The sequence below is a fragment of the Leptonema illini DSM 21528 genome (genome assembly GCF_000243335.1).
Classification (GTDB): Bacteria; Spirochaetota; Leptospiria; order Leptospirales; family Leptonemataceae; genus Leptonema; species Leptonema illini.
Window position 1 is genome coordinate 1627219 of record NZ_JH597773.1, and the last position, 26311, is coordinate 1653529.

The following is a 26311-nucleotide window of genomic DNA, read 5'->3' on the forward strand; positions in this document are numbered from 1 at the left end:
GGATTTCCGGGCCGCAGCAGCCCGAAAAAAACTCTGGCGCCATCCAACCCTGATTGACATAAATGTCAGTTTTCGCTATATCTGGTAGCATGGCGGTCTGCTCAGAGGGCAGGCCAGACCACAAAAAGAGAAATCAGTACATATGGAAGAAGTTCATGACATTAATTCAGAATGCGCGCATCTTTAACGGAAGCAAGGCGCCCTCCTTTATCGGAGACATCCGCCTTGAGAACGGTCAAATCAGCGAAATATCAAAGCAGCCTCTTCAGCCCCGTGCGTTTGAAGAGACGGTCGATGCGACGGGGCTCTGGGCCATGCCGGGCTTTATCGACTTTCACACGCACTACGACGCTGAGATCGAGATCTCGCCCGATTTGCAGGAGTCCGTGCGTCACGGCGTAACGACCATTACTCTCGGTAGCTGTTCGCTCTCTCTCGCGCTTGGAGATCCGGTCGACCTCGCCGATATGTTCAGCCGTGTGGAGGCCATTCCGCGCAAGTCCGTTCTTGAGATTCTACAGTCACGCAAAACATGGAACTCGGCCGAGCAGTATCGCAATCATCTGAATGATCTGCCGCTCGGCCCGAACGTCACCTCTTTTGCCGGGCATTCGGCGATCCGTACGCATGTTCTCGGTCTGGAGCGAGCGCTGAGCCGCCGCGCGAAGGTCAGCCGTGAAGAACTGGGCCGCATGAACGATCATCTTGAAGAGGCTCTTGATAACGGCTTTCTTGGCATGTCGATCAACACGCTTGTGTGGGATAAGATGGACGGCAGTCGCTTTCGCTCTCGACCGCTTCCGTCGACCTTTGCTCCCTGGAGCGAATATAAATTTCTCAACCGCACGTTGAGGCGCCGCGGAAAGGTCTTTCAGGGCGTTCCGAACGTTTCGACGAAGGTGAACGTCATCATGTTTCTTCTTGAAACGATGGGCATTCTACGTCCGGCGTTGAAAACGACCGTTATCTCGCTGATGGACGTCAAATACGATCCGCATCTTTATAAAGTACTCTCTTTGATGGGACGCCTTACGAATACAATTCTAAAATCGGATTTTCGTTTGCAGGCGTTACCCGAACCCTTCGATCTTTATGCCGACGGAATGGATGTCGTCGTCTTCGAAGAATTCGCCGCCGGAGCTGCGGCCAATCATATTGAAGATGAATATGAACGGCGAAGGCTCGTGCAGAATCCGGAATACCGTAACTGGTTTCGCAAGCAATGGACGAACTGGTTTCTGCCAAGAGTGTTCCATCGAAATTTCAAAGAGACGAAGATCGTCGAAGCGCCCGATCCTACGCTTCTCGGCAAATCGATCGACGACGTGGGCAGAGAGCGCGGAGTCGATTCGGTAACGGCCTTTCTCGATCTCGTCGCTGAATATGGAAACAGCATCCGCTGGTATACGGTAATGGCGAATCACCGTCGCGAACCGCTGGAGAAGATCGTTTCTCTGCCCGATGTGCTGATCGGATTTTCAGATGCAGGCGCTCATCTTCGCGGCATGGCGCATTACAACTTTCCGCTGCGTATGCTGAAGCTTGTGAACGATTCGCACAGAGACGGACGCCCTTTTATGAGCCTGGAGCATGCCGTTCACAGGTTAACCGGCGAGATCGCCGACTGGTTCGGAATCGATGCCGGCTATTTAGGAGTAGGCCGTAGAGCCGATCTTGTGCTCGTCGATCCCGCTAAACTCGACGATTCGCTTGCCCGCGACGTTGAGGCGCCGATGCCGTTTCTTGACGGATTCAAACGCTGGGTGCGCCGCAACGACGATACGGTGAAGCAGGTGTATATCAACGGACGCCTTGCCGTAAAAAACGGTATTCCAGTACCCGAGCTCGGTCAGAAGAAAGGCTTCGGCCAGTTCCTCGGCTCACAGATCGGCTACTGAAAGATTTCAATTGCCGGCCATTTTGAGAATGAGCTTGAACTCGGCGGGCGTCACAGGCTGCACGGAAAGTCGAAAACTCGTAACAAGCGACATGCCAGAGAGAGCCTCTGTCGCTTTGATCTCTTTCAAAGAGATCGGACGCAGAAGCGGGGCCACGGGAACGATATCGACGACCGACCAGTCGCCCTCCGTCGCCGTCGGGTCGGGATACGCCTCTTTTGCAATCTCGACGATACCGACGATGCAGGGATTCTTACCGCTGTGATAGAAAAAGGCTCGATCGCCTTTCTTCATGCTTCGCAGGTTATTTCGCGCCGTGTAGTTACGCACACCGTCCCACATCGAGCGCTTTTCGCGCAGATGATCGTCCCAGGAGAAGGTCTCGGGTTCGGACTTGAGAAGCCAGTAATTCACGGGCAAAGATTCAAGGCATGCAGAAGTCTGTAAACCGGAAAACCTAAGGACTGAATACGAAGATGCTCGCCATCAGTCTGAGCGCAAAAACATAGAACGGCTCCGGAATCACAATAATTCTTCTTGCGTATTTTTCGCCCTGTGAGTTATGCTGCGACTCACATGTCGTCAGCCTTCTTGAAAATCAACATTGCCCACCTTCTCTTCAACCTTGTTTTTCTTTTATTGTTGCGGGTCAAAACCGGGAGTGACGCCAATGACTTTCTGGTCTGGAATCTCTTCCTTGCCTTTCTGCCGCTTGCCTTCGCGCTGCTCCTGACTGCGATTCGCTCAGGCAGTGCAATACTGTCTGTCGTCCTTGCCCTTCTCTGGCTGCTTTTTTATCCGAATGCCCCATACATGATTACGGATCTCATCCATATCGATGTAAACGTACCGATTGATCCGTCAACAGGAGATGTAAAGGGGGTTCTCTGGGTTGCAGTCCTGATCTTTTCTTTTGCAATGCAGGCGCTGCTTTTCGGCTTTTATTCCATCAAGCTCATACGCACCGTGCTGCTCAGGCGATTCAGCCGCGGTCTCACAGAAATAACGATCGGCCTCAGCCTGACGCTCTCAAGCTTCGGTATCTATCTCGGTCGTATACTTCGATTGAATTCATGGGATGCGCTGACTCATCCGATCGAGACACTGCTTCTGATTCTCGAACATCTCTTTCCACCGACAAAAAACCCGGAAACGTACCTGACCATTATCGTTTTCACTACCGTTCAATATCTGCTTGTACGAAGTATTCATGCTTTAGATGAAAAGAGGTAACACAGATGACTCGAAAAACAACGCTTCTCTTCCTGCTCGGCTGCGGCGTGCTCTATTTCGCTCTGCCGTTTACGGGCATGTTGATCCGCTGGCAGGGAACCGTATTTCCGGATACGCCTCCGGGTTATGCACCAGGCTATGGCATCTTTCCCGCTGTGGCGACCGATCCGGCTCCAGGATTTAACCTGATCGTCTTTATCGCCGGCTGTATCGTCGCCGGATTCATGGCGCTTTTCATTTTGATCCCCGCTCTGTTCGGGTTTAAAAAAACTGACGACGGATACAGGCCGTCCACGGGCACACCGTTTCCTTCCTATTTCTTGCCGTCGCTTATTGTCTTCATCGCCAGCTGGATCATCAACTGGGCAAGATGGCCCGCGCCGCTGGACATGTACATCTTTGTTCCTCTCTGGTGGAGCTTCATTCTACTGCTCGACGCAATCGTTTATAAAAGGAATTACGGTCGCTCGATTTTCTCGACCACACCGACGACCTTCAAGCTCGTCTTCGCCGTATCAAGCGTCGCCTGGTGGTCCTTCGAGTACCTCAACTATTTCTTTCTCGAGCTCTGGTATTATCCGAATGCAGATCTGTTCACGTCGTTCGGCCGTACCTTCTGGTATCTTCTCAGCTTCACCGTCGTCTGGCCCGGCATATTCGAATTCTACAGCCTTCTGCGCACATTTCCGTTCTTCAGAAACCGCTACAGCCAGGGTATGACGATTCGCTTTCCCGTGTGGCTGCAGATTGCGCTGCTTTTCGGAGGATTCGCTCTCGCCTTTCTGTCTGGCATCTTTCCGCGGCCGTTATTCTTCGCTCTCTGGCTGTATCCGATGCTGCTTGCAGCGTTAGCCATGAGTCTGTCGGGCAAATGGACGATCTTTCGTCCGATCACGCAGGGCAACTGGTCTTTCGTCGTTCTGATCGGTCTGGCCACGCTGGCCAACGGTTTCTTCTATGAGCTCTGGAATGAGGGAAGTCTGTGGTTTCATCCGACGGTGGACGACAATCCCAATTACTGGAGCTATAACGTTCCTTATGTGAACGTCATCTTCCTCTTCTCGCAGATGCCGCTTCTCGGTTATTTCGGCTACATCGCCTTTGGAAGCATCGTCTGGTCGATCTGGCTCTATATCGCCGAGGTAATCGGGTTCTCGCCGAAATTCGATCCGACCGAGTGATCGAGGCATAACCGGATAGATGCAGGATCGTCTGCTTCAAAAATCAAGGCTGATGAAGCAGACGTCGTCTTCAAAGGAAGAAGAGCCGTGAAACTGCTCAAGACGATGGCATAGATGATCACGAAACATAGTCGGCGGCATATGCAGACTATCGAGTAGAATCTTATTCAGGGCGGACTCTCCAAAAAAATCATGCCCGACTGTGGAACGAGCCTCAAGCAGCCCGTCCGTATAAAAAAGCAGACGTCCCGAAGATGGCAGCTTCAGCCTGGTATTGCTGTAGCTCCGGTTTCTCGCAATCATTTCGCCGTTTGAAAATACGGCGACAGGAATCCGGGGTTGTACAAGTATTTCAGAAACGCCGTCGGCAGTAATCAGAAAGGGACTGTTGTGGCCTGCGCTGGAATAGACGAGGCTACGCTCTACCGGGTCGTAAATTCCATAGAAAATGGTAACGAAGTTACCCGAAGTCTGATTGAAAAGCACGTCATTCATATACTGAATGAGTGACGCCGGATCGCTCAATCGATCGCCTGCCTGGAGCAACACCGTTTTTATCATCGAGGTAATAAAGGCTGCCGTAACGCCATGCCCCGATACGTCGCTTAAAAAGATTCCCATCTCTTCAGAGTCCGGCAGGCGAATAAAATCGAAGAAGTCGCCGCCCAGCTGTTCCATCGGCCTGTAAAACGTCGACATAGTATGAAGCGGCGGGAATGCCGGAATCAAACTGTACTGAATCTTTTTTGCAAGAGCGATGTCGCGCTCCATAACGAGATTGCGCTTTTCCAGTTTGTTTCGTTCGATTTGAAGCTCCTGCGTACGCTCCTGTACCTTTTGATCCAGGCTGGCATACAGCTCCGCATTGTGAATCGATGCAGCCATCTGTCCTGAAAGCAGCTGCAAAAGAGCGATGCGGTCATTTGTAAAGGCGCCGCGAACATGGCTGTTTTCGAGATACAGAATCGCAACGGGGTCACCCAGATGAACGACACCTATACACAGCAGGGACTTCGGCTGTTTCTCGACGATGAAAGGATCCTTGAAAAATCTGGCGTCCGTCGTTGCGTCATCAATGACAAGGTGCTCTCTTGTGCGGGCCACATAGCGTATCACCGATGCGGGAAAATCCCCACCGGCATCGAGATCCTGATGATCGACCATTTCCGTCGGACGATCTGCAAATCCTGTCGCGACCTGAAAAATCGATCCTCCGCGAACCAGAAACATGATGCCCCGATCGGCGCCGGCATTTTCAAGCGAAATCTGGATCAGACGACCAAGCAGTCGTTCGAGGACGATCTCGCTGGAAATCGCCATCGATGCCTTAATCAACGTCGACGATTCAAAAGCGATACTGCCCGACCCCGATGAACGCGAAGACGGCGCCACCAGTACGGCTTTCTCGTCTTCCAGCAGAAGACCCCCATAGTACTCTTCAAGCTGACTTACCTTTCCCGTCGCTCCCCACACGCGGTAATGGTTATACGCACTGCGCAGAAGCTCACGAGCTGCATGATTCACTCCGTAGCGAAGATGAAATCTGGCCGCCAGCTCATAGATCAGAGCGGTATGGTGAAGATTGCGATAATCGAGCGCTGATTCGATGGCGCGATTGTACAGGTTGACGGCGTCAAAGTATCGGCGGCGGAATTTAGCGAGCTCCGCCTCCATAAGTAGCTTCAGATGTAAGAAATTGTGCGGATTATGATCGGCCCATCGCTTCATACGATGAAACTCGCGCCGCATGCGCCGCAGAGCGCCCCTGCGCTCCACGACATTGCCGTCCATTAAGGTCGCATCGGTAAGAAAGCTGAAAAGACTCCACGAAACAAGGTACGGAGACCCGGCCAGGGCCTGTATCGAAGCGTCGCCATGCATGCGATGATAGCGGGCCTTTTCGAAAAGCTCATAGGTAAAGCAGATCTCCATTTTGTTCAGATGAAAGATGCCCACTCCGGATTCATATTCAATATCGACGATTCGCTGGAGGATTGCGTCCTCATCGTACTCGCCGTCGCTCAGAGATCCTCTTTCGCGCGTTAGACCGCGATAGGCCAGCCACTTCTGGTGATTCGTACGCCCCGACAGAAACCCGGTCTCGACGTTCGCGCGTTCGAGAAGCGAAAGATAATGCTCGTTCTCGGCGACAAGGCTTTTCAGGTCCAGTTCCGGATTCCAGAGATTGATAAAGCCGGCGGCAAAAGACACATACAGCCAGTCGCCAGAACTGAGACCGAGCTCCAGGGCCTTCGAAAAATGAACGCGCAACTCTCTCCAGTGCTCGTTCCATGATACGCTGAAAAGGGCGTACAGGTTCAGGATCATACTCTTCCATTCACGCCCCGTGTACTTATCACTGATCTTGAGAGCAAGGTTCCCAAAATCGTGAGCGCCCTGAAAGTCCCCCATGCCGGCCAGCAAAACTCCGTAGCCCATATATGCGCCGGCCGTCTCAATACTGTTCCCATGGCGAATGGCCAGGAACGTCTTGGTAAGAATCGCCGTCGCGAACAGGTTCGCGTTTCCCGACATGTATGCCGAGGGAATAAAATTTATCAATAGCTTCAGCGCAAGCCTGACGTCTCGATCCTCTATCTCGGGCATCGCCGCCAGGTCTTCGAGCCGGCGGCCACGAAGGCGCAGCCTGACGCGCAGAAGCATATATATAACTGTGGCAGTCGATGGGCTTTCAGAAATATTTACGTTGAGGTATCTCAGTCCGTCGATGCAGGCATTGATCGAATCCTTCATTCTCCAGAGATAGTTGTAATGAACGGCCTGCATTTCTCGAACGACGGCCTTATCGTAATTTCCTCTCGCATGCCGTATAATCTGTCGGCATACGGCGTCGGCCTCAGCCGAACGACCGCACAGATACTGAAGCTTTGCCTGCATTCTGTAGATGCGATCCGTTAATTCGTAATCGGTAGCCCAGGACGTCGAGGGAAGCAAATCTTTCGCAATTGAGTTGAACTGCAAAGCCGGCGCATAAGCGTTAGACGCCCTGGCCTTCTCGGCGGCGATCAGATTATAATAACGCACTCTCTGCAATTCTTCAGCGTCTTTGATCAACGGCAGAGCGTAGTTCAGATGATGAACGATATCAAGCAGCTTTTCTGGTTCTTTCTCGAAATCCGTATGCTTCACGAGCAATCGCCCGATTCGCAGATGAAACGTCTGCTTATCCTCATCCGGTATCTGGTCGTAAGAAGCCTGCCTCAGTCGGTCGTGCTGAAAACGATACCGTACATCGCTGCCCGACATACTGTTGTCGTTGATGCTTTCGAGAAAATGAAAGATACGATAGTTAGCCGTAAGCGGAATGATAATGCCCTGCTCAAGCGCTTCCCACATAGCGTCGGCGGTCTGTCGCCTCGATTTTTCATGCAGCACATCCAGGGTCTGAAAATCGAACGATCCGCCGAGACAGGCGGCAAGACTGAGCAGAGTGCGTGCAGACGGGCTGAGCCTTGTGAGCCGACGTCGCAACAGTTCGACGACGTTATCACCCACGTATTCGTTGCGAAACCGCACGAGATCCCACTTCCATTCTCCCGAGGTCGGATCAAAAGCGACGATGCCGCTATCGTACATATCTTTAAGCAGCTCGCGCGTAAAGAACGGATTCCCCTGCCCGAAACGGTGCACGATGACGGTAAGATCGGCCGCTCGTTCAGGCGTGCATCGAAACGTATCACAGATCATCTGCAGCACGGCCTCAATACTCAACGGCTCGACATAGATCTCGTGAACTTCGCGTATCTTTCGGATTTCATCGATCAGAATTCGCAGCGGCTCTTCGACCTCTTCGGATCGATACAATCCGATAAAAAACATATTCGTAGCGTCACGCGCAGTCGCTATATTCTGAATCAGATGCAGGCTGGCCATATCGGCCCATTGCAAATCGTCCAGCATCAGGACAAGAGGCTGTTCCCCTGAAGCAAAAACTCTGATAAAACTACCGATCGTAAACAGAAAACGGTTATGCGCCTCGGCCGGCCCGGGTTCGTCAAGCGCAGGCTGCGGGCCCATCACAAGGCTGAGTTCGGGAACCAGATCGATTAAGATCTGTCCGTTGGATCGAACGGCCTTCTGTATCTCTTCCTGCCAGACCTTGAGGCGATCTTCGGGCTCGAGAAGAAGCTGAACACAGAGATCTCTGAGCATGGCGATAATACCCGAGTACGGAACATCGGTATTTAACCTCTGGTATTTCCCTCGAATAAAAAATCCGTGACCGGGCGTGATCCATCGATGGATCTCATTCACAAGCGCCGTCTTGCCCGCCCCGGATTCCCCGAATATAGAAAGTGAAACGGATTGACGGCGGTTAACTGACTGATAGAGCGAATGCAACCTTTCAATCAGGCGATCAAATCCATAAAGCCTTTCCGGAATACGAAACTCATCGGAGCGATCGTAAAGCCCGGCGACAAAATCGCTACGACCGCTTTCCAGCAAAGCTCTGGCCTGTTCAAGGTCTGCCCTTAAACCGAAGGCGCTTGCATAGCGCTCCTCCGGCGATTTTGCCATCAGCTTTTCGACGATACAGGAAAGCGGCTGAGGAATGCGATCCTTCTGATCCTTTCCGGATACAGGAAGATCGGTCAGCGGTGTGGGATGCCGCGCAATATGGCAATGTATAAGCTCGGTGGGATCGGCTGACGTAAAAGGAGGCGCTCCACTCAGCAGATGATACAGAGTGACGCCAAGCGAGTAGTAATCCGTGCGAAAGTCTATGCTACGATTCACTCGCCCGGTTTGCTCGGGCGAAATATAAGCGGCCGTCCCTTCGATAACGCCGCCATGACCGACTTCCTGTTTTTCGCGCTCAAGACGCGAGGAAAGACCGAAATCGATAAGCTTGACGATTCCCTTTTTTCGATTCCAGATGATATTGGACGGATTGATATCTTTGTGAATGATGCCGGCTGCATGAACGGCTCCCAGAGCGGAGCTGAGCGCGATACTCAGGTTCAGGGCCTCTTCGATCGATACGGATTCAGATCTGATAATCTCGCTCAGAGGCAGACCATTGAAATCCTCAAGAACAAGGACGGGAATATTCTCAAATCGCTCAAGAGAATGCGCGCAGATGACGCCGTCAATACGGAGGCCGCGAAGGATTTCGTATTCGCTCAGAAAACGGGCAATTTCTTCGGGGCTGGCGAAATCACTGCCCGGCATTTTCAGAATTACCGACTGATCGTCAGCCTCCCGCACGGCGGCGAAAATCCGCGTCCTCGGGCTTTCATAGATTCTGTTTACTACGCGATATCCTGATAGCGCGAACATTCAACCGACCTGTCATTACGGATTGACGACCTGCAGGGAACGACCGAGCCTCCAGGTCGGGAGATTCGACGATACTGTCGGCCTGTCGCAAACGGTCTCACACTGTTTTCTTTCTCTATAGGGCGCCAGAGTCCATTTCGAAAACCGCTACTCTCGCGCGATGGAACAACAGATCATCGGCCTGAATATTGTCGACAAAATACAAACGCCAGTCGGTTCATTTTCCAGAAAAGCGCGGCATTCCGCGAATAAGTAGAATCGCTGAATCTGGCAGCGGTACGGAATGAATGAGAGGATCGCCGCCGCTCTACGTTCGTTCTCTCCCGTCAGCTTCCCCGCTCTCGAAGACGTTGCAGGATCTCAAGCTGATGCTGCCTTATCTCCAGCATCTCCTGCTGCTGCTGGAGGAGCAGATGATCCAGTTTCTCCTGCAACGTACGCACTTCTATCTCTGCTTTCAAATTTATCATATAGTCCTTCCGCGCTCGTTCTCGGTCCTTTTCCTCCTGACGATTCTGACTCATCATGATCACGGGCGCCTGCAGAGCAGCCAGGCAGGACAGGATAAGATTTAAAAGAATAAACGGATACGGATCAAAGCCAGAATTCCGAAGCCAGATGATATTCCCGGTCGTCCAGACGGCGATGAAAAGAAGAAACGATAGAATAAAGGTCCAGCTGCCTCCAAAGGAAGCCACCCGGTCGGCGATGCGCTGACCGAACGTAAGAGGCTCTTCCTTTTCCGGTGTGATCTCAGCGGAAAGAGTGGATTGATCGCTGATAGAAGCCAGCACCTGTCGCTCGTTATCAGACAAGGCTCCCAGCTGCCTCTGTAAATGGTCTGCAAGATAGTGCGCCTTCCATGCATGCAGCTCTGCGAGAGACAGATAGCCGTTCTCTGCGAAATCGGGATGAGATTTCTGTATATAATGCAGAACAGCATGTCGGATCGTCTTCGCTGATACACGCTCGGAAAGTGGGAACATTCGACCGGAAAGATCACTGCGAAATTCTGCCATGCCTCACCATGCAGCGCTTTCAACCGCTGTCAATCCTGACTTTCCTGTCCCTCCTCTCCTTCAACGAAGCGTTGAATTCCCCGAACGATTAGGTCGGGACGCTGCCACGGGATGAGATGCCCCTGATCGGCTATACGTTCGACGATTACACTGTTCGCTCGCTTACCCGATGACAGCATACGAAGCGCAAAATCCGCATTCTCCGGTGGAACAAGGCTATCATCATCCCCCTGAATAACGAGAACGGGCATCGTTAACCGTGACCAGAGCGGCAGCATGGCCTCAAGCTGCGGCTTGAGAGGTTTGATCTCTTCATCGGCGCGAAGAAGCAGATCGGGCACAAGCGGGCGCACAACCCAGGTGCGTCCCAGTTTCTGAAACCATGTCGGATTCTCAAGCTCGGGGTCAATGGAAGCGGCCACAAGTATCAATGCCTGCACCGATCCGGGATAATCCATGGCAAAACGAACCGCAACAGGTCCTCCATATGAATGGCCGACGATGATAGCTGGCCGGCCAGGAGCAACGTGTTCGAGCACTGCTTGCAGGGCCGCGGCCTGAACCTCAAGCCTCGTCTCAAGCCCTCCGACTGCCGATCCGCCCCAACCTACGCGATCGACTGCAATCAGATGAGCCGAGGCGGCCAGTTCCTCATCGGCCATTACATGAGCGAAATCATTCCAGGCTCCGGGAGAGCCGTGAATCATCAGCACAGGCGTGGCCTTCCCATTACCCGTCTCTGCCACGAGTACAGACCGACCGGAGGCCAGGTGGATCATCTGGAACACCGGTTGAGCGCGGTCCTTAAAGACAAGCTCGGGCTCGGGTGGTGCGAAGGATCCACATTCGGTTAAGAACATGAATGCAAACAGCAGATAGCAAACTCGGCGCACATTTCAAGAAGGTGCGGATTTACGAAACGAACAGAAAAAATAAGCGGATCGGTTAGGCGTTGCTCTGTAATGATTGTCTCCTTCGGTCAGGCAAAGAAGCATGGCAGTATGCAAAGACCATCCGTCACGGGCAGCACTTTAAAGCGAATAACCGCTACTCCTATTTTTCAGGATTTCAAGAGATTTCTGCTGCGTGGAAACGTCATCGATCTCGCCGTCGGTATCATGATCGGCGCCGCCTTCGGAAAGATCGTCACCTCCCTCATTGCCGACATCCTGATGCCGCCTCTCGGACTTCTCATAGGTAACGTTGATTTCAAGGATTTAAAGATCGTTATCGGTGGAAGCGAGACCGAACCGGTAACGCTGAACTACGGTCTATTTATTCAAAATGTGTTCGAATTTCTCATCATCGCCTTTGCTCTTTTTCTGATCATAAGATTCAGCGAGCGTTTGAAACGACTCTCGGCTCAGTCAGAAGCTGCTCCGTCCGTTCCGGCCGATATTCAACTACTGACTGAGATCCGGGATCTGCTGAAGGGTGAATCCGGGAGCGGAAAAAAGGGAGGTAGAAGAGAATAACTCATCTTCGCCGTTCATAGAGAGATAATCCTCTGTTTTTGCTTGATCCCCATCCCCCTGAACGACCTCTGGTCGTGACCGGTGCAAGAATTCAAACCGGGGAGAACGATATGGGCGACGTTACAGGCTTTCTTAAATTCAGACGCAAAGATTCCGGCTACAGACCGATCGAAGAGCGTGTTCACGACTACAACGAGGTGGAGAACGATCTGCCGAACGACGAACGTCATGAGCAGCTCGGCCGGTGTATGGATTGCGGCGTCCCCTTCTGTCACTGGGCGTGTCCGGTCAGCAACATCATGCCCGAATGGCAGGACTATGCCCATAAAGGCGAATGGAAGAAGGCATGGGAATCGCTTCAGAGCACGAATAACTTCCCGGAAATCACGGGCCGCGTCTGCCCGGCGCCGTGCGAGGCCTCCTGTGTGCTCGGCCTGACCGATCAGCCGGTCACCATCCGCGAAAACGAAAGAACGATTATTGAAAGGGCCTTTGAAGAAGGCTTTATCCAGCCGCAGCCGCCGCAGAAGCGCACAGGCAAAAAGGTCGCCGTCATCGGATCGGGCCCGGCCGGCCTTGCCGCCGCCGATCTTCTCAACAGAGCGGGCCATACGGTCACCGTATTTGAAGCCGAAGAGCGAGCAGGCGGATACATGCGTTTTGGCATCCCCGACTTCAAGCTGAAGAAGTCCGTCATCGATCGACGCCTTGCGCTCTTTCAGGAAGAAGGGATCGAGATCCGATGTGGCGTGCTTGTCGGGCGCGACATTACGGTAGAACAGTTGAAAAGCGAATATCATGCGGTCTGTCTGGCCGTCGGTGCGCGTCAACCTCGTGATCTGACGGTTCCCGGACGCGAGCTGAAAGGCGTCTATTTCGCCATGCAGCTACTCAAACAGCAAAACCAGCTTGTGCACGGAGAAGTCATTCCGCCCGAAGAGCTGATCGAGATCGAAGGGAAAAACGTCCTTGTCATCGGCGGCGGCGACACGGGGTCGGACTGCGTCGGCACATCGAATCGTCGCGGCGCGAAATCCATACGTCAGATCGAGCTTCTGCCGCAACCTCCGGCAGAGCGCAGCGAGCAGACGCCGTGGCCGCTCTGGCCGAACATGCTTCGCACATCCAGCTCTCATAAAGAGGGTTGCGAACGTCAGTGGAGCGTTCTTACGAAAGAGATCATCGGCGAAAACGGCGTCGTGAAGAAAGTGAAATGCGTCGAGCTCTCCTGGCAGGGCGGCAAGATGAACGAGGTCGCCGGAACGGAATTCGAGCTTGAGGTTGATCTGATCTTTCTTGCAATGGGATTCGTGCATCCGGTACGTAACGGACTGTTAACCGACCTCGGCGTCGCCTACGATGCACGCGGCAACATTCAGGTCGACGGCAACTACCAGACCAGCGTGCCCGGATTCTTCGCCGCCGGCGATGCCACCCGCGGACCTTCGCTTGTCGTTCATGCCATCAATCTCGGACGGCAGGCGGCTCTTGCCATCGACAGGTATCTGACGGCGAAGTAATCTCTGACCTGAGAGGGATCACAGATAACCCGGACGCTACGTCCGGGTTTTTTATTGCGGGCGTCGGCTACGCCTCGCAGTTCTGCTTCAAGGTCGCAAGGGCCTGTGGCCAGACCCGCTCGAAAAACTCTACGTGCTGCTCATCCATATCGGTTTCGATTCGCAGCTCCGTGCCTTCGGAGTGCTTTTCGAAATAGTAGTTTTCCTCAGCGCCGGCCCATGGCTTCACCTTTTCGCTCGTCGTATCCTCGACTCCGTTCGCGATCATGCCGAGGTGCTCGATCTTCACGTGTAAATGTGGGACCGCCTCTTTAATGCGACTGACCATTCCGCCTTCGCTGCCTTCATTGCCTTCTGAGGGAAAGGGAGCCAGGAAGAGCATCTTTGCTCCGGTCTTCCACTCTCCTCTGAAAAACGACCCTTCTGAAAACACTCGAGTCCAGCTGCGATAGCCGGTGTCGCCCAGCATCGATTCCCAGACCTTTTCTACCGGTGCCTTGATGACGATATCGAAATGCAAACGCTTCATAATGCCTCCCGTGAAATGAACTGATGATTTTTACAGAAACAAATCAGGGAGTAAAGAAACGGCTATTGAATTTGTTTAAAGCAGGGAAACCACGGTGACACGGAGGAAAGCCAGAACGACCACCGTTTGTATGATCGAGCGAACAGGCTCACTTGATTTCTTGAGATTATTTCCGCACAACGCGAAACGGTGGCGTGTAGAGGGCGGGATCAAAGCCGGTAATCGCAGGATCATTGGGGATTAATTGGACAAGTGAAACAGTCGAATTAACATATCCGCACATTCCCGTTTCTGTATCGCGATAAGAATAAACTGTCGCTTGAACTGTTGCAGGCTTATCTGAAATATAATAAAATCCCTTATCAGTCTTATATATTGACTTTGCAGATGTCTCGGAGCCCTGAATATAGCGGGTGCCGTTACAGTTTTCAGATCGGTAAACGATCGGCATCGAGCGATACGCATGTTCAATTTCAAGACCTGAAGTAGCCCCCATGCCGAGCATCACATTTACGCGATACCCTGTCCCGGTCAGGAACCCAACGGGCGTAACATCGGCCAGCTTCACGTCGTTCGAGTCCAGGACCTCATACTGAGGAATGGATTCTATGGCTGCCTTCAGTGCAGCAAAGTTCTCGTTGATCTTTGCCGAAGAGATCACCTCTCCGCTCTGAAACGAGGTCATCGTCGATACTGTAACGGCAAGAAGCGCCGTCCCGAAGAATCCCAGGGCAAGCCCGGCGCCACCGTAGAGGCCCTTGAAAAACCACGAGCGATGTTCTTTCTTTGCTTTGTTACGTTCCATAGCGGTGTCATCTGCTCTATACGGAAATTGAATGCTGTCAATCCAAACTCAGCGGCGAGCAAGAGGGAAAAAAGGGCGCAACGGCGATGAACGGATAAGGCCGGGGAGCCGGGGGCAGAAAGCCAGGAAAAATAAGCCTCAGAGGACACCGAGATCGCGGAGGAACCTTTCGAGTACTTCGCTCTTGTCGGTGACTAAAACTCTTCGTTTCCGAGAGTCTGTAAAACCCTTCTGAGCAGAGGCCCTATGAGAAGCCCCTTGCTGCTATCTATTTAAACATCGCATGTCGGAATGCCTCGTCAGACGTGATATTCTTTTCAATGAAAAATATGCCTGCCGGGCTATCACTCTGCACTCCGGACTCTGCGTTTCTTCGAGCCTGCTCTCTTGTGATTTTTGAGTAGTACCCGTTCGCATAGTAAAGCCCGTTTTTATCTGCCTTTTTATAGAGATTACCGTAGTAATCGACGATTTCAGGCGCGAATCCAGGACCGGTTATTTTACGAACGGTTCTATCAGAGTTCTCCCAGTAATAGGCAGATGGCTCGTGAAGCTGAATCCGATCATCGTAAACAGTCAACTCGCCGACGATGCGTCCCGTACAAGGAACATCTGGAGTCTCGCAGTAATCGGAATACCAGACAGGAGCGACATACGCTGAGTCGACCAGAATCGCCTCAAACGAACTTCCGCATGAATTACCGCCGCACAGCATATTTCCAATGAACTCTTGCCGCTCAAGGTGGATGATTCTTTGAGCATTCAGCATGCGGTTCTGAAATACGTAGCCACCGAAGATCCAGCAGTCGAACCTTGAACTTCTGAACCAGTGAGCCGTAGTTCCTTCGATCGTATCTGTCTTGTCGCTGACTCCGGACACGGCGACGATCTGCCCGAAGACAAAGGCTGAGATCTTCCTGCCCGAAACGGACGGAGTAGCTCTGCAGTTCAACGATGTTGCAGTAACGATAACTGCCTTTTCCGTCTCGGATTCAGCGGAAAGCGAGCATTGCTGCACGACCATTGCGCCAAACAGCAACAGCAGTCCCTTCAAAAGAACCCTCACGATCATTCTCAATCTCCACAGTAGACGTCGGGGTCATGAAGGCTGTGCAGCTTTCCTTCGATAATCTGTCTCAGGCCTTCCGGCGTATCCTTTACAATGGCCTCTCCCGAAACATTGTGATTCTCCAATACGACGCTCTGAAAATCGAAGCTGTAAGGGCACCGAAAGAGCACCTCGTTACCCGAACGCTCCAGTTTCCAGGGAAAGGATACTCTCGTGACCTCCTCAGTGACGACACTTCCCTGAATGATATTACAGTTCGGACCTGACACATTGATCGTAGTCGTGCTACAGTAGCCCTGGATCAACCTTCCGCCCTTGAGAAACTTCTCAAGCCTCTCTGAGATACAGAATCGTTGCTTATCAGGCCCGAAGAGAAAGAGTTTGCTGCCCTGCTTCAAGCACTGCTCCGTTTCCTGTATAGCGGAGGGAAGCGTCGAGACAGCAGCCGGTGATACAAACCCCTCCACATCTTTTCCGTCCACCTGTGCAACAACGAGCTGAAGCGCCGTGTTGTCTTTGTTCTCTCTGGCGGATACAACCTGAATTCGATCACCCTGATGAAGGACGGCGATAGCCTCGGATTTTGGCTGCGCATCTTTCAGGAGCGGAACCTCGGGAGCGAGGACGATTCCGGGTTCGGATTTCCCTTTACATGATGCAGTAATCAGAACAAGGGCAGCAAGCAGGACACGCAAGAATGTGGTTCTTTTCATCTTGTGGAACTCCTGACTGGCGGCATTATTCCGGCGCTATTGCTCAATTCTCCGAGCATTGGCAGAAGATGGTGCCATCACGCCGGCTGCCTGTCAACAGGAAAAATAACCAACTATCTCGTGCGTAATCTGCGGGCCTTCTGGACATCGCTCGGATCCCTAAAATGCTCCGTGACGATGGAGCTGGCGGATTAAAGGTAAAGAATGAACCTCAGAGGACACTGAGATAGCAGAGAATCGTTTTCTCCGTGCCTCCTATGTTAAACGTATTTCCCGCTTTGCGCTGCGGTCGCTTTGAATACGAATCAAGAGGAATAAACCACGGAGACACGGCGTAAAAACCAAGAAAACCAGAGTTCGATGGGCCGTTCTCTTACTCGTAACCGTAACTGTAACTGATATCGCCGAATAATAATGCTGCTCCTGACCAACTCCTCCGCTTTTCAAACCCTCTCCGTGTCTCCTATGTTACATGACCATAGTCAAGCCCCTCCCGCACTCCGACCCAATTTTTTTAATCAGGCGATTCCTTTTCAAGCGGCTGCACTGTGCAGACCGTAGTATTTCAGTTTCTTCTTCAGATTGGCAGGGTCCGAATGCCGGTAAAACTCACCATTCCTGACCATGAGATACAGGATCTCGGTCATCTTTCGAGCTACTGCAACGATGGCCTTTTTCTTCCCTTTGATGGGGTACAGTCGCTGGTAAAAGGCACGCAGATCTCCGCCTTCGTTGGATCGGGTCAATGCCCATGCGGCCTGGATAATGACTCGCCGGATAGGCTTGCATCCCGTGTGAACGATATGTCCGTAATGCACCATCGTTCCGGATATCTGGACCTTCGGCACCAGGCCCACAAAGAAGCCCACCTGTTTGGCGCTGGAAAATCTTTTCCCATCGCCGAGATAGCCGAGCAGAGCCAGCGCAAGAATAGGACCGACACCGGGCATCGACATGACAAGGGATGTATAATCCAGATTCTCTTTTAATGCGTCTCGAATCTGCTCTTCCAGCTCTTCGACTAACCCTTCCATGTGGTCGATGTCTCGCATCAGCCGGGAAGCCTCAGCCTGATAGAACTCTGGAAGTGATTCAAACGCTTCCTGTCTGTTTTCTCGTCGACTCAGATGGCTTCTTGTGAGATGAACAATTCCTGCTTCGACGAATACGGAATGGAGACGATTCTTACTCATGCTGATCATCTCGCTCCAGTGCGCCTGTTCGGTAGAGAGTCGACGGATTGCTTCCTGCTTCTCTGTCGGAATTTCCACGGTCGGCAACTCTTCCCGGGGATGGCGCTGCGCCAGCCGGGCCAGTTTCAGGGCGTCTTCTTTATCCGTCTTTTTCAAAGAGTCATAGATGACGGCAACATCGCCGGGATTCAACACGATCATGTCGCAGCCGATATTTTTAGCCAGCCGTCGAGCAATGCGAAAGGCCTGGCTACCGGCTTCCATAACGACGGTCTCGCCTTTTTTCAGCCATTTTTCAAGGGCTCGAAGTCCCTGATCATCTGTTTTCCCGGAAAACCGCTCAATTCGTTCGCCCGTAACCCGAACTGCTTCAAGGGTTCTTTTGCTCAGATCGATTCCGACTACCGGTTTGTTCGTATCCATACTCCAGCACCTCTCTTCATTCGTAGTAACGAAGGAGCAGGAAGGGCTTGACAAGCTCTGATTTGTACACCAGTCTCCTATTCGAGGTCACCCGAGCTTTCCTCTCGGCGCCTCATATGGAAGTTCGGTGGCCGGTTTAGGTTAATCTCCGTGCCGAGATCACAAGTCCCACTGCTCAGAACAACCTGCCACCGGCCTTCCAGCCCCGTCGAACTGGAAGTACATCAGAACTTTGCTTCGTCTACTTGCTTTTCATGGCCATCTCCGTGGTTAAACGGATTGCCGGCTTTCTCCGATCCCTCAGCGCCCTCTGAGGTTAACCACTCCTACAAACGAAAAAGGCCGCTCTTGCAAGCGGCCTTTCCATGAATCGTTCTGAATCAGATCACTTCTTCAGAAGCTCTTTCATCGCCGTTCCGATGTCAGCCGGAGACTTCACGACCTTAACGCCCGCTTCGGTCATCGCCTTCATCTTGGATTCAGCCGTACCTTTGCCACCGGAGATGATGGCGCCGGCATGGCCCATACGACGTCCCGGAGGAGCCGTCTGACCGGCGATATAGCCGACCATGGGCTTCTTAACGTTTGCCTTAATCCATTCTGCAGCGTCTTCTTCGTCAGTACCACCGATCTCGCCGATCATGATGATACCTTCGGTTTCGGGGTCTTCATTGAGAAGCTTGATGGCCTCTTTATGCTTCGTGCCGATGACCGGGTCACCGCCGATACCGATACAGGTGGACTGACCGAGACCGACAAGCGTCAGCTGACCGACGGTTTCATAGGTCAGAGTTCCGGAACGGGAAACGACGCCGATCGATCCCTGCTTGTGAATAAAGCCGGGCATGATACCGACCTTCTGCATGCCGGGGCTGATAACGCCGGGGCAGTTCGGTCCGATCAGAGTCGTCTTTGAGTTCTTGAGAACCGTATACAGACGGGCCATATCACGTACGGGAATGCCCTCGGTGATACATACGGCCAGAGGAATCTCGCATCCTACGGCTTCGAGGATGGCGTCGGCGGCAAAGGCCGGCGGCACGAAGATCACGGTGGCGTTTGCGCCTTCTTTCTCAACGGCGTCACGCAGCGTGTTGAAGATAGGAACCTTGTTTTCCCATTTCTGTCCGCCTTTACCGGGCGTCACACCGCCGACGATCGTCGTGCCATATTCAAGCATCTGCGTCGTATGCAGCGTGCCTTCTTTACCGGTGATGCCCTGCACCACCAGTCGGGTATTTTTGTCTACGAGTACTGCCATGTTCTTATACTCCTCACTTGCCTTTAACGGCGCCCGCTACCTTTTCGGCGGCGTCGCTGAGTTCGGCGGCTACGATGATGGGAAGGCCTGAATCGGCGAGAATCTTCGCTGCGATGTCGGCGTTCGTTCCTTTCAGTCGAACGATGAGAGGCAGGTTGATCTGCACCTCTTTCGCCGCCTGAACGATACCGTTAGCGACACGGTCGCACTGAACGATGCCACCGAAGATGTTAACGAAAATCGCCTTCACGTTCGGATCACCGAGAATGATACGGAAGCCGTTTGCGACGGTCGTCGGATTCGCTCCACCGCCCACGTCGAGGAAGTTAGCCGGCTCGGCGCCTGCATGCTTGATAAGGTCCATCGTTGCCATGGCAAGGCCGGCGCCGTTTACCATACATCCGACGTTGCCGTCCAGACGCACATAGTTCAGGTTGAATTCCGACGCCTTGACTTCAAGCGGATCTTCTTCAGTCAGATCGCGCAGCGTTTCGGTTTCGGGATGACGATAGAGGGCGTTATCATCATACGCATACTTGCAGTCCAGAGCATGCAGTTCGCCCGATTTCGTGAGAACAAGCGGGTTGATCTCAAGCATCGAAGCATCTTCTTTCTCGTAAACGTCCCACAGAGCGAGAAGGAACTTCGTTCCCTGCTTCAGCGTTTCAGCCGGAACGCCCAGCTTGAAGAGAATCTCGCGCGCCTGCCATGCCTGCATACCGATGGCCGGCTCGATGGCGATCTTCACGATCTTCTCGGGCTGGTGAGCGGCGACCTCTTCGATGTCCATACCGCCTTCGCTCGAAGCCATGACGATGGGCTTGTTCAGCGCACGGTCATGCAGAATGGAAAGATAGAGTTCTTTTTCGATGTCGGTGCCCTGCTCCAGCCAGATCTTCAGAACCTGCTTGGCTTCGCCGCCGGTCTGAATGGTGTGCAGATAGTTACCGAGCATGGCCGTTCCATACTGGATGGCCTCTTCTTTTGTGCGGGCCAGCTTAACGCCGCCTTCCTGCACTTTTTTTGCCGTAGACGGATTCGGTCCGTCGTACAGCGTTCCTTTACCGCGTCCACCTGCGTGGATCTGACTTTTAACGACGATAAAGCCGCCGCCCAGGGCGTCGTAAGCGGCACCGATATCGGATGCCTTCTCAACGACCCTGCCGTCGGATACCTTGACGCCGTAGCGTCGAAGAATCTCTTTCGCCTGGTACTCGTGAAGTTTCATACTTTCCTCATACTACGTATTCGCTCTTTACATTATCAAAGACGGTGAAAAGGTTTGCGGCGAACGCACCGTACAGGTACGTGGTATGTCGCGCAAGACCGTTCGATCCTAAAATTTCTTTAGAATTACAGGGGCCTGGAAGCGGCTCTCAGGTCAATTGATTTTAGTCCGGAGCCGCTAAAAAAACCCGAACGGTGCTCATCTGAATCGAAACAGTGCAGTATGAAACATAAGATCGACCTCTCCATCCTGAAGCTTCTTGAGAAGCCGGTGCCCTCTCATGTCGTCGAGTTGCATCGTACGCTTACCTCGCACGGCTTCCAGTGCCATCTTGTAGGCGGATGCGTGCGCGATCTTCTGCTCGGTCGTAAGGTGCAGGATGTCGACATCACCACCGACGCCCGCCCTGAAGACGTCGTGCGCATCTTCCGTCGCACCGTGCCCACCGGTCTGCAGCATGGAACGGTGACCGTGCTGTTTGACAGTCATCCCTATGAGGTGACGACCTATCGCACCGAGTCGGAGTACACCGATGCCAGGCGCCCCGATCGCATCGAATATGCGTCCACGCTTGAAGAGGATCTCAGCCGACGGGACTTTACGATCAACGCCCTTGCTCTGAATCCGGCGACGGGCGAGCTCATCGACGAGTTCGACGGCCAGGCCGATCTCGAACGCCGCATCATCCGCACGATCGGCCGCCCCGAAGATCGCTTCTTTGAAGACGGATTGCGTCCCGTACGCGCCTGTCGCTTTCGCGCCACACTGGGCTTTCGTATCGAAAAAGAAACGCACGATGCGATGCTGCGAGAGGACGTGCGCTCGCGCATGAAAGGCGTCGCCATCGAGCGCTTCTCGGATGAGCTCTGGAAAGGCCTCAAGGCTTCGCATCCTTCGCCTATGTTTGAGGCCATGCAGGAGGCCGATCTGCTTTCGATCTTTGTTCCCTGTGCCACATCTCAACCCGTATCGTTTCTCGAATCGCTCAATGCCTTTGCCGATCCCGTATTCCGCATGGCGCTCTGGCTGGATCGAGCGTCGAGCGAACCGGAACGTTGTGCGAAGCATCTTCGCCTCTCGGGGGCCGTCATCAAGCGCATCGTTCTCTACGGAGCTCTCTTTCGTCTCCTGGAATCGTTTGACGGCGATTCTATCGTCGCTCTTGAAGATGCGCAAAAAGCCGCTCTCGAAAAGAGCCGCTGGCGCAGATTGCTCGGTCGATTCAAGAAAGAGCTTCGCGGCGAAGGCGATCCGGCGCCGGCTCTCTTTCTTGAGGCCGCCTCTGCCTTTATCAACGAGACGGCGGTGACGCTGCCACATTTCTCGGGTAACCCCATTGACGTCGATGCCGATCGTCCGGCACGGCCGCAGAGCGGAGGAATCGTCGCCGAAAGACTGACGGCGCATTACGACTGGATGATGCGTTCGTTAGCCACCGAACCGTTACTTATCACCGATCTTGCGATCAACGGAAACGATCTGCAGCAGCTCGGCTTTCGCGGCGCCGAGCTGGGCGCCCTGCTTCAGCTGCTGCTGGATCGCATCCACATAGACCCTTCGCTCAATACGAAGGAGTGGCTTCTTGAAGAGGTTGAACGTCAGCGAAAGTCGTAGGGCCCGTGAAAGACGCCTTTTTCGGTGACGATACCGCTGATCAGCTCGGCCGGCGCCACGTCAAAGGCCGGATTAAATACATTCACATTAGCGGGCGCCGTTCTACGTTCACCGAAGCTGCGCACCTCATCGGCTGTGCGCTCTTCGATGACGATGGCCGAGCCGTCGGCGATGGTCGTATCGATCGTCGTCGACGGAGCCAGAACGTAAAAAGGGATTCCGTAGTGCTTTGCGAGAATCGACAGCGCAAGCGTACCGATCTTGTTTGCCGAGTCGCCGTTTCGCGCGATGCGATCGGCGCCGACCATAACGAGGTCGACACGACGCTGCTTCATCACCATCGCCGCCATGCTGTCGGTGATCAGAGTCGTAGGAATGCCGGCCGTCACCAGCTCGTATGACGTCAGTCGGGCTCCCTGTAGAAGCGGCCTCGTCTCGGTATTGATTACCTTAATCTTCTTTGCTTCTTCAAAAAAGGCCGTATAGATCGCCCCCAGCGCCGTTCCCCGGCCTGCTGTGGCCAGCGATCCCGTATTACAATGCGTAAGAACGGTCGCCCCTTCCTTAATTAAAGTGGCGCCGTGTCGACCGATGGCGTCGCAGAGTTCGACATCCTCTCTGTAAATGGCGACAGCTTCCGCTTCAAGCTGCTGCTGCAGTTCATCTGCGGCTAACCCTTCGAGGCCTGCCGCCTTTGCCGACATGCGATCCATCGCATAAAACAGATTCACCGCCGTGGGACGGGTTTTTCGCAGCGTATTGCAGATCTCAAGAAAGCGCTCCACAGAGGCTGCCTCGCCCGCTTTCACGGAATTGCGAAAGACGACGATCGCAGAAAGAGCCGCCATCACGCCGATGGCCGGAGCTCCGCGCACGCGCAGGGCGACGATGGCCTCGCATGCCGTATTCAGATCGTGAATCGGCAGCCAGATGGTTTCGACGGGAAGCCGTGTCTGATCGATGATCGTCAGCTGACCGTTTTCGTATTTCAATGATGGAATGTAATTCATCAGTCGTTACCCTAAAACTCCCCGGAATTGCCCGAATTTCTTCCCGGATCAGTACGAGTGCTCTCGCGCTCATGACGATCGTATATGGATTCATACTCTGGAAAATGATCAAAGAAAAGATCGGCCGGCACAATGCGGTAGTGCACGCCAAACTGCGATAGAAAATCCGCCGTATGCGCAATAAACGGCGTCATATTAAACGGAATGCGCTCCTCAAACTCATGGATCTGCGTCAGAGAAACGTCCGCTCCTTCTGAGATGTGAGCCTTCATGAGATTCCAGTTTGATTTAAAGCGCATAGCGTTCGGGTTTATTTCTTCCCGTATACGCTCCGAAAGTTGAATCAGTCGCGGAAGCGGACATCCGGCATCGGCATAGTGTGCGATGTTGATCTTGATGAGATGATTTTCGAGACCGAGCGGCTCCCATACCGAGCGAATCGTTCCGGCGTGATACCGGGCCTGGCGGATGTCTTCAAGCAAACGATGCAGATCGGCGTCGGGATACTGGCCCGGCGGATAACCGAACTCCCCGGCCCACAGCCAGGCGTAAATATCCTCGGCCGTATAACTATGATAGTGCGAGTAGAACCACTCGGCTCGCTCGCTCTTCTCGTCCATCAGGAAGAAATCCGACTCGAAGATTTCGTCCAGGAACATGCTATTTCCTTGATCGAGAGATCGATCGAATGACGCCTTTCTTCTTGGGACGGTCCTGGGAGCCCTGCTTGCGCGAAACTCCGCTTCCGGCGCCTCGTTTTATGGAAGGGCCGGATGTTTTCTTTGAGAAGGCCTTCTTTGTAAATGACTTTTTTGCGGTCTTTATGGACACGTCTGTCGTTGCGTTAGTCTTCGCCTTCTTCGTCGCCGTCTTGCGTCCCGGAACGCCTTTCTCCGATGTATTCGCATCGCCTGCTTTCTCGTTATCCGAGTTCTCGCGCACGAGAATTCGGATGGGAATGCCTTCGAGTTGAAACTCCTCGCGCAGACGGTTCTCAAGGTAACTCAGAGCCGACGCAGGTAGAAGACTGGCGCGGTTAACAAAGAGTACGAATACGGGCGGCATGCGTCCGGTCTGAGTCGCATAAAGCAGCTTGAAACCGGCCGGTATTCCGAGTTTGCCTTTCAGCCACTGACGCACGATCTCGTTCAGCCTCGCCGTCGGAACGCGAAACGAGGCGCGCTCGAATACTTCGATGGCTTTTTTTAAGGGTTCCATCGCTCGCTTGCCCGTTAGAGCCGAGCAGAAGAAGATGGGGATCTTCTTCAAATACGGAAAGAGAGCCTGCACGTCGGCCAGGAATTCCTTCTGCGTGTTCGTTTCTTTTTCGGGGATGGCATCCCACTTGTTGATGACGATGATGGACGGACGCGAGAGCTCCTGCACAAGAGCGGCGATCTTTTTGTCGTAGTCGGTGATGCCTTCGGGAGCGCTCAGCAGCTGCACGACGATATGACTGTCCTGTATGGCGCGACGGGTGCGACGCGCCGAGAAGAACTCGGGGGCCTCTTTAATGCGACCCTCGCGACGCAGGCCCGCCGTGTCGACGACGCGTACCGTATGGCCGAAGTGCTTGAAAACCGTATCGATCGTATCGCGCGTCGTACCGGCGATATCTGATACAAGCGATAGTTCCTGCCCGATCCAGCGGTTGAAAAGCGAAGATTTACCGACGTTCGGTTTGCCCACAAGGGCGATACGAACGTCTTCAGTCTCGGAATCCGAGACGACGGTCGAGTCCTGTTTGACGACGGGTGTATAACCCTCTTCCCGGTCTTTCTCGGGAGGCTGTTCGTCGCTCGTCGTTCGATCGCGGGCGGCGCCGTCCAGTCGGTCGTCGATCTCTTTGCAAAGCGTGCGCATGTTCCAGCGGCTTTTCGCCGATACGGGAATGGGCGATAATCCGACCTCGTAGAAGTCGGGCATAATATCGTCGGCCATTTCGGGGTTATCAACTTTGTTAACGATCTCGACGACCGGCATCTGCGGAAACTGACGCCGGAACAGCTCGCGAAGCTCAATATCAAACGGGGACGGCGACGGAGCGTCATAAACGAGGATTACGCAATCGACGGATTCGAGAAAGCTGCGGGCCCGTCTGAGGATCTCTTTTTCAAGAGGCTGTTCTTCATCGAGATCGAGGCCGGGCATATCGACCAGTTGAAAATGATAGCCATAGCGGCGGATCTCGACCTCAAGCAGGTCGCGTGTCAGGCCGGCGAAGTCGTCGGTGATCGCCCGCGCCTTTCCAAGCAGCGTATTGAGCAGCGATGACTTACCGGCGTTCTTTTTGCCGGCAAGGGCCACAACGGGTATATTCTTTTTCATGATCGCTCCCTGTATTTCAGGGCGCGGTCCATCTCCCGCTGATCCTGTTTCTTACGTTCGTCTTCGCGTTTATCGACGTTCTTTTTACCGCGACAGAGGCCTAACTCAACCTTGATCTTGCCGCGCGCGTTAAAATAGAGCTTAAGAGGCACAAGCGTGAGGCGCTTCTCATGCACCTTTGACATGAGCTTCGTGATCTCTTCTTTTTTCAGGAGAAGCTTGCGCGACCGGGCCTCTTCGTGATTGAAGTAGGTGGCGTTGCGATACGGCTGGATGCGCAGATTCAGCAGATAGATCTCGTTGCCTTTAGGAATGGCAAAGGCGTCGGCGATGTCGGCCTGGCCTTCGCGCAGGCTTTTCACCTCGGTGCCGACCAGCACGATGCCTGCCTCGAGGGTCTCAAGAACCTCGTAGTTATGGCGGGCCCTTTTATTCACAAGGGGCTGCGGATTATTTCTTTTCTTTGGTTCAGCCATAATCAAACACCGACCCTGCCGGTTTTTCAGATGCC

The 26311-nt window shown here is 53.4% G+C and carries 21 protein-coding genes; 6 read left to right on the plus strand and 15 right to left on the minus strand.

Going from position 1 to position 26311, the window contains the following annotated elements:
• Positions 1-155: 155 nt before the first annotated feature.
• Positions 156-1898: an N-acyl-D-amino-acid deacylase family protein gene (locus LEPIL_RS07430; RefSeq protein WP_002771435.1), complete on the plus strand. Its 1743-nt coding sequence runs from the start codon at positions 156-158 to the stop codon at positions 1896-1898.
• Between the two features lie 6 nt (positions 1899-1904).
• Here LEPIL_RS07430 and LEPIL_RS07435 read toward each other — a convergent pair whose 3' ends face one another.
• The gene (locus LEPIL_RS07435) at positions 1905-2312 is read right to left on the minus strand and encodes an EVE domain-containing protein (protein ID WP_002771437.1); all 408 of its coding nucleotides are present in this window, start codon (positions 2310-2312) and stop codon (positions 1905-1907) included.
• A 162-nt stretch (positions 2313-2474) separates the two neighbouring features.
• Here LEPIL_RS07435 and LEPIL_RS07440 point away from each other — a divergent pair, with 162 nt between their 5' ends.
• Positions 2475-3131, plus strand: coding sequence for a DUF1361 domain-containing protein (locus LEPIL_RS07440; RefSeq protein WP_002771439.1), 657 nt, complete (start codon positions 2475-2477; stop codon positions 3129-3131).
• A gap of 5 nt (positions 3132-3136) precedes the next feature.
• Positions 3137-4312 (plus strand): hypothetical protein, encoded by a 1176-nt coding sequence (locus LEPIL_RS07445; protein WP_002771441.1) that lies wholly within the window; start codon positions 3137-3139, stop codon positions 4310-4312.
• Between the two features lie 36 nt (positions 4313-4348).
• Here LEPIL_RS07445 and LEPIL_RS07450 read toward each other — a convergent pair whose 3' ends face one another.
• The 3 genes from LEPIL_RS07450 to LEPIL_RS07460 form a co-directional block, all read right to left on the minus strand.
• Complete coding sequence (locus LEPIL_RS07450) at positions 4349-9613, minus strand: SpoIIE family protein phosphatase (protein WP_002771443.1); 5265 nt, start codon at positions 9611-9613, stop codon at positions 4349-4351.
• A gap of 326 nt (positions 9614-9939) precedes the next feature.
• On the minus strand, positions 9940-10632 hold the full coding sequence (locus tag LEPIL_RS07455) for a DUF1003 domain-containing protein (protein WP_002771445.1): 693 nt from the start codon (positions 10630-10632) through the stop codon (positions 9940-9942).
• A 29-nt stretch (positions 10633-10661) separates the two neighbouring features.
• Positions 10662-11411, minus strand: a complete 750-nt coding sequence (locus LEPIL_RS07460; RefSeq protein ID WP_052608235.1) for an alpha/beta fold hydrolase — start codon at positions 11409-11411, stop codon at positions 10662-10664.
• Between the two features lie 222 nt (positions 11412-11633).
• Here LEPIL_RS07460 and mscL point away from each other — a divergent pair, with 222 nt between their 5' ends.
• Both mscL and LEPIL_RS07470 read left to right on the plus strand, forming a co-directional pair.
• Entirely contained in the window at positions 11634-12107 is a 474-nt protein-coding gene (mscL, locus tag LEPIL_RS07465) for a large-conductance mechanosensitive channel protein MscL (protein ID WP_052608488.1), read from the plus strand.
• 110 nt (positions 12108-12217) lie between these two features.
• Positions 12218-13627, plus strand: coding sequence for a glutamate synthase subunit beta (locus LEPIL_RS07470; RefSeq protein WP_002771451.1), 1410 nt, complete (start codon positions 12218-12220; stop codon positions 13625-13627).
• Between the two features lie 67 nt (positions 13628-13694).
• On the opposite strand, the gene LEPIL_RS07475 is transcribed toward LEPIL_RS07470, so the two are convergent.
• The 7 genes from LEPIL_RS07475 to sucC all read right to left on the minus strand — a co-directional run bounded on the left by LEPIL_RS07475 (position 13695) and on the right by sucC (position 20848).
• Positions 13695-14156 carry an SRPBCC family protein gene (locus LEPIL_RS07475; RefSeq protein ID WP_002771453.1) on the minus strand — a complete coding sequence of 154 codons (462 nt, stop codon included), beginning with the start codon at positions 14154-14156 and terminating at the stop codon, positions 13695-13697.
• A gap of 166 nt (positions 14157-14322) precedes the next feature.
• A complete protein-coding gene (locus LEPIL_RS23780; RefSeq protein WP_002771455.1) occupies positions 14323-14961 on the minus strand; it encodes a hypothetical protein in 639 nt (212 codons plus the stop codon).
• A 268-nt stretch (positions 14962-15229) separates the two neighbouring features.
• Positions 15230-16033 (minus strand): SH3 domain-containing protein, encoded by an 804-nt coding sequence (locus tag LEPIL_RS07485; protein ID WP_002771457.1) that lies wholly within the window; start codon positions 16031-16033, stop codon positions 15230-15232.
• A 2-nt stretch (positions 16034-16035) separates the two neighbouring features.
• Positions 16036-16743: a hypothetical protein gene (locus tag LEPIL_RS07490; RefSeq protein WP_002771462.1), complete on the minus strand. Its 708-nt coding sequence runs from the start codon at positions 16741-16743 to the stop codon at positions 16036-16038.
• Positions 16744-17276: 533 nt separating this feature from the next.
• Positions 17277-18359, minus strand: coding sequence for an IS110 family RNA-guided transposase (locus LEPIL_RS07495; RefSeq protein WP_002771464.1), 1083 nt, complete (start codon positions 18357-18359; stop codon positions 17277-17279).
• A 385-nt stretch (positions 18360-18744) separates the two neighbouring features.
• Positions 18745-19620, minus strand: a complete 876-nt coding sequence (gene sucD / locus LEPIL_RS07500; protein WP_002771466.1) for a succinate--CoA ligase subunit alpha — start codon at positions 19618-19620, stop codon at positions 18745-18747.
• A gap of 13 nt (positions 19621-19633) precedes the next feature.
• Positions 19634-20848, minus strand: coding sequence for an ADP-forming succinate--CoA ligase subunit beta (gene sucC / locus LEPIL_RS07505; protein WP_002771468.1), 1215 nt, complete (start codon positions 20846-20848; stop codon positions 19634-19636).
• Positions 20849-21070: 222 nt separating this feature from the next.
• Here sucC and LEPIL_RS21805 point away from each other — a divergent pair, with 222 nt between their 5' ends.
• On the plus strand, positions 21071-22462 hold the full coding sequence (locus LEPIL_RS21805) for a CCA tRNA nucleotidyltransferase (protein WP_002771470.1): 1392 nt from the start codon (positions 21071-21073) through the stop codon (positions 22460-22462).
• Here LEPIL_RS21805 and mtnA read toward each other — a convergent pair.
• Genes mtnA through smpB form a run of 4 tightly spaced genes read right to left on the minus strand, consistent with a single transcriptional unit; the run spans position 22447 to position 26276 of the window.
• Positions 22447-23472, minus strand: a complete 1026-nt coding sequence (gene mtnA, locus LEPIL_RS07515; RefSeq protein ID WP_002771472.1) for an S-methyl-5-thioribose-1-phosphate isomerase — start codon at positions 23470-23472, stop codon at positions 22447-22449. The genes LEPIL_RS21805 and mtnA overlap by 16 nt on opposite strands.
• An 11-nt stretch (positions 23473-23483) precedes the next feature.
• Positions 23484-24131 carry a hypothetical protein gene (locus LEPIL_RS07520; RefSeq protein WP_002771474.1) on the minus strand — a complete coding sequence of 216 codons (648 nt, stop codon included), beginning with the start codon at positions 24129-24131 and terminating at the stop codon, positions 23484-23486.
• 1 nt (position 24132) lies between these two features.
• On the minus strand, positions 24133-25800 hold the full coding sequence (der, locus tag LEPIL_RS07525; protein ID WP_002771476.1) for a ribosome biogenesis GTPase Der: 1668 nt from the start codon (positions 25798-25800) through the stop codon (positions 24133-24135).
• Entirely contained in the window at positions 25797-26276 is a 480-nt protein-coding gene (gene smpB, locus LEPIL_RS07530; RefSeq protein WP_002771478.1) for an SsrA-binding protein SmpB, read from the minus strand. Before smpB ends, der begins: the two co-directional genes overlap by 4 nt.
• Positions 26277-26311: the final 35 nt, after the last annotated feature.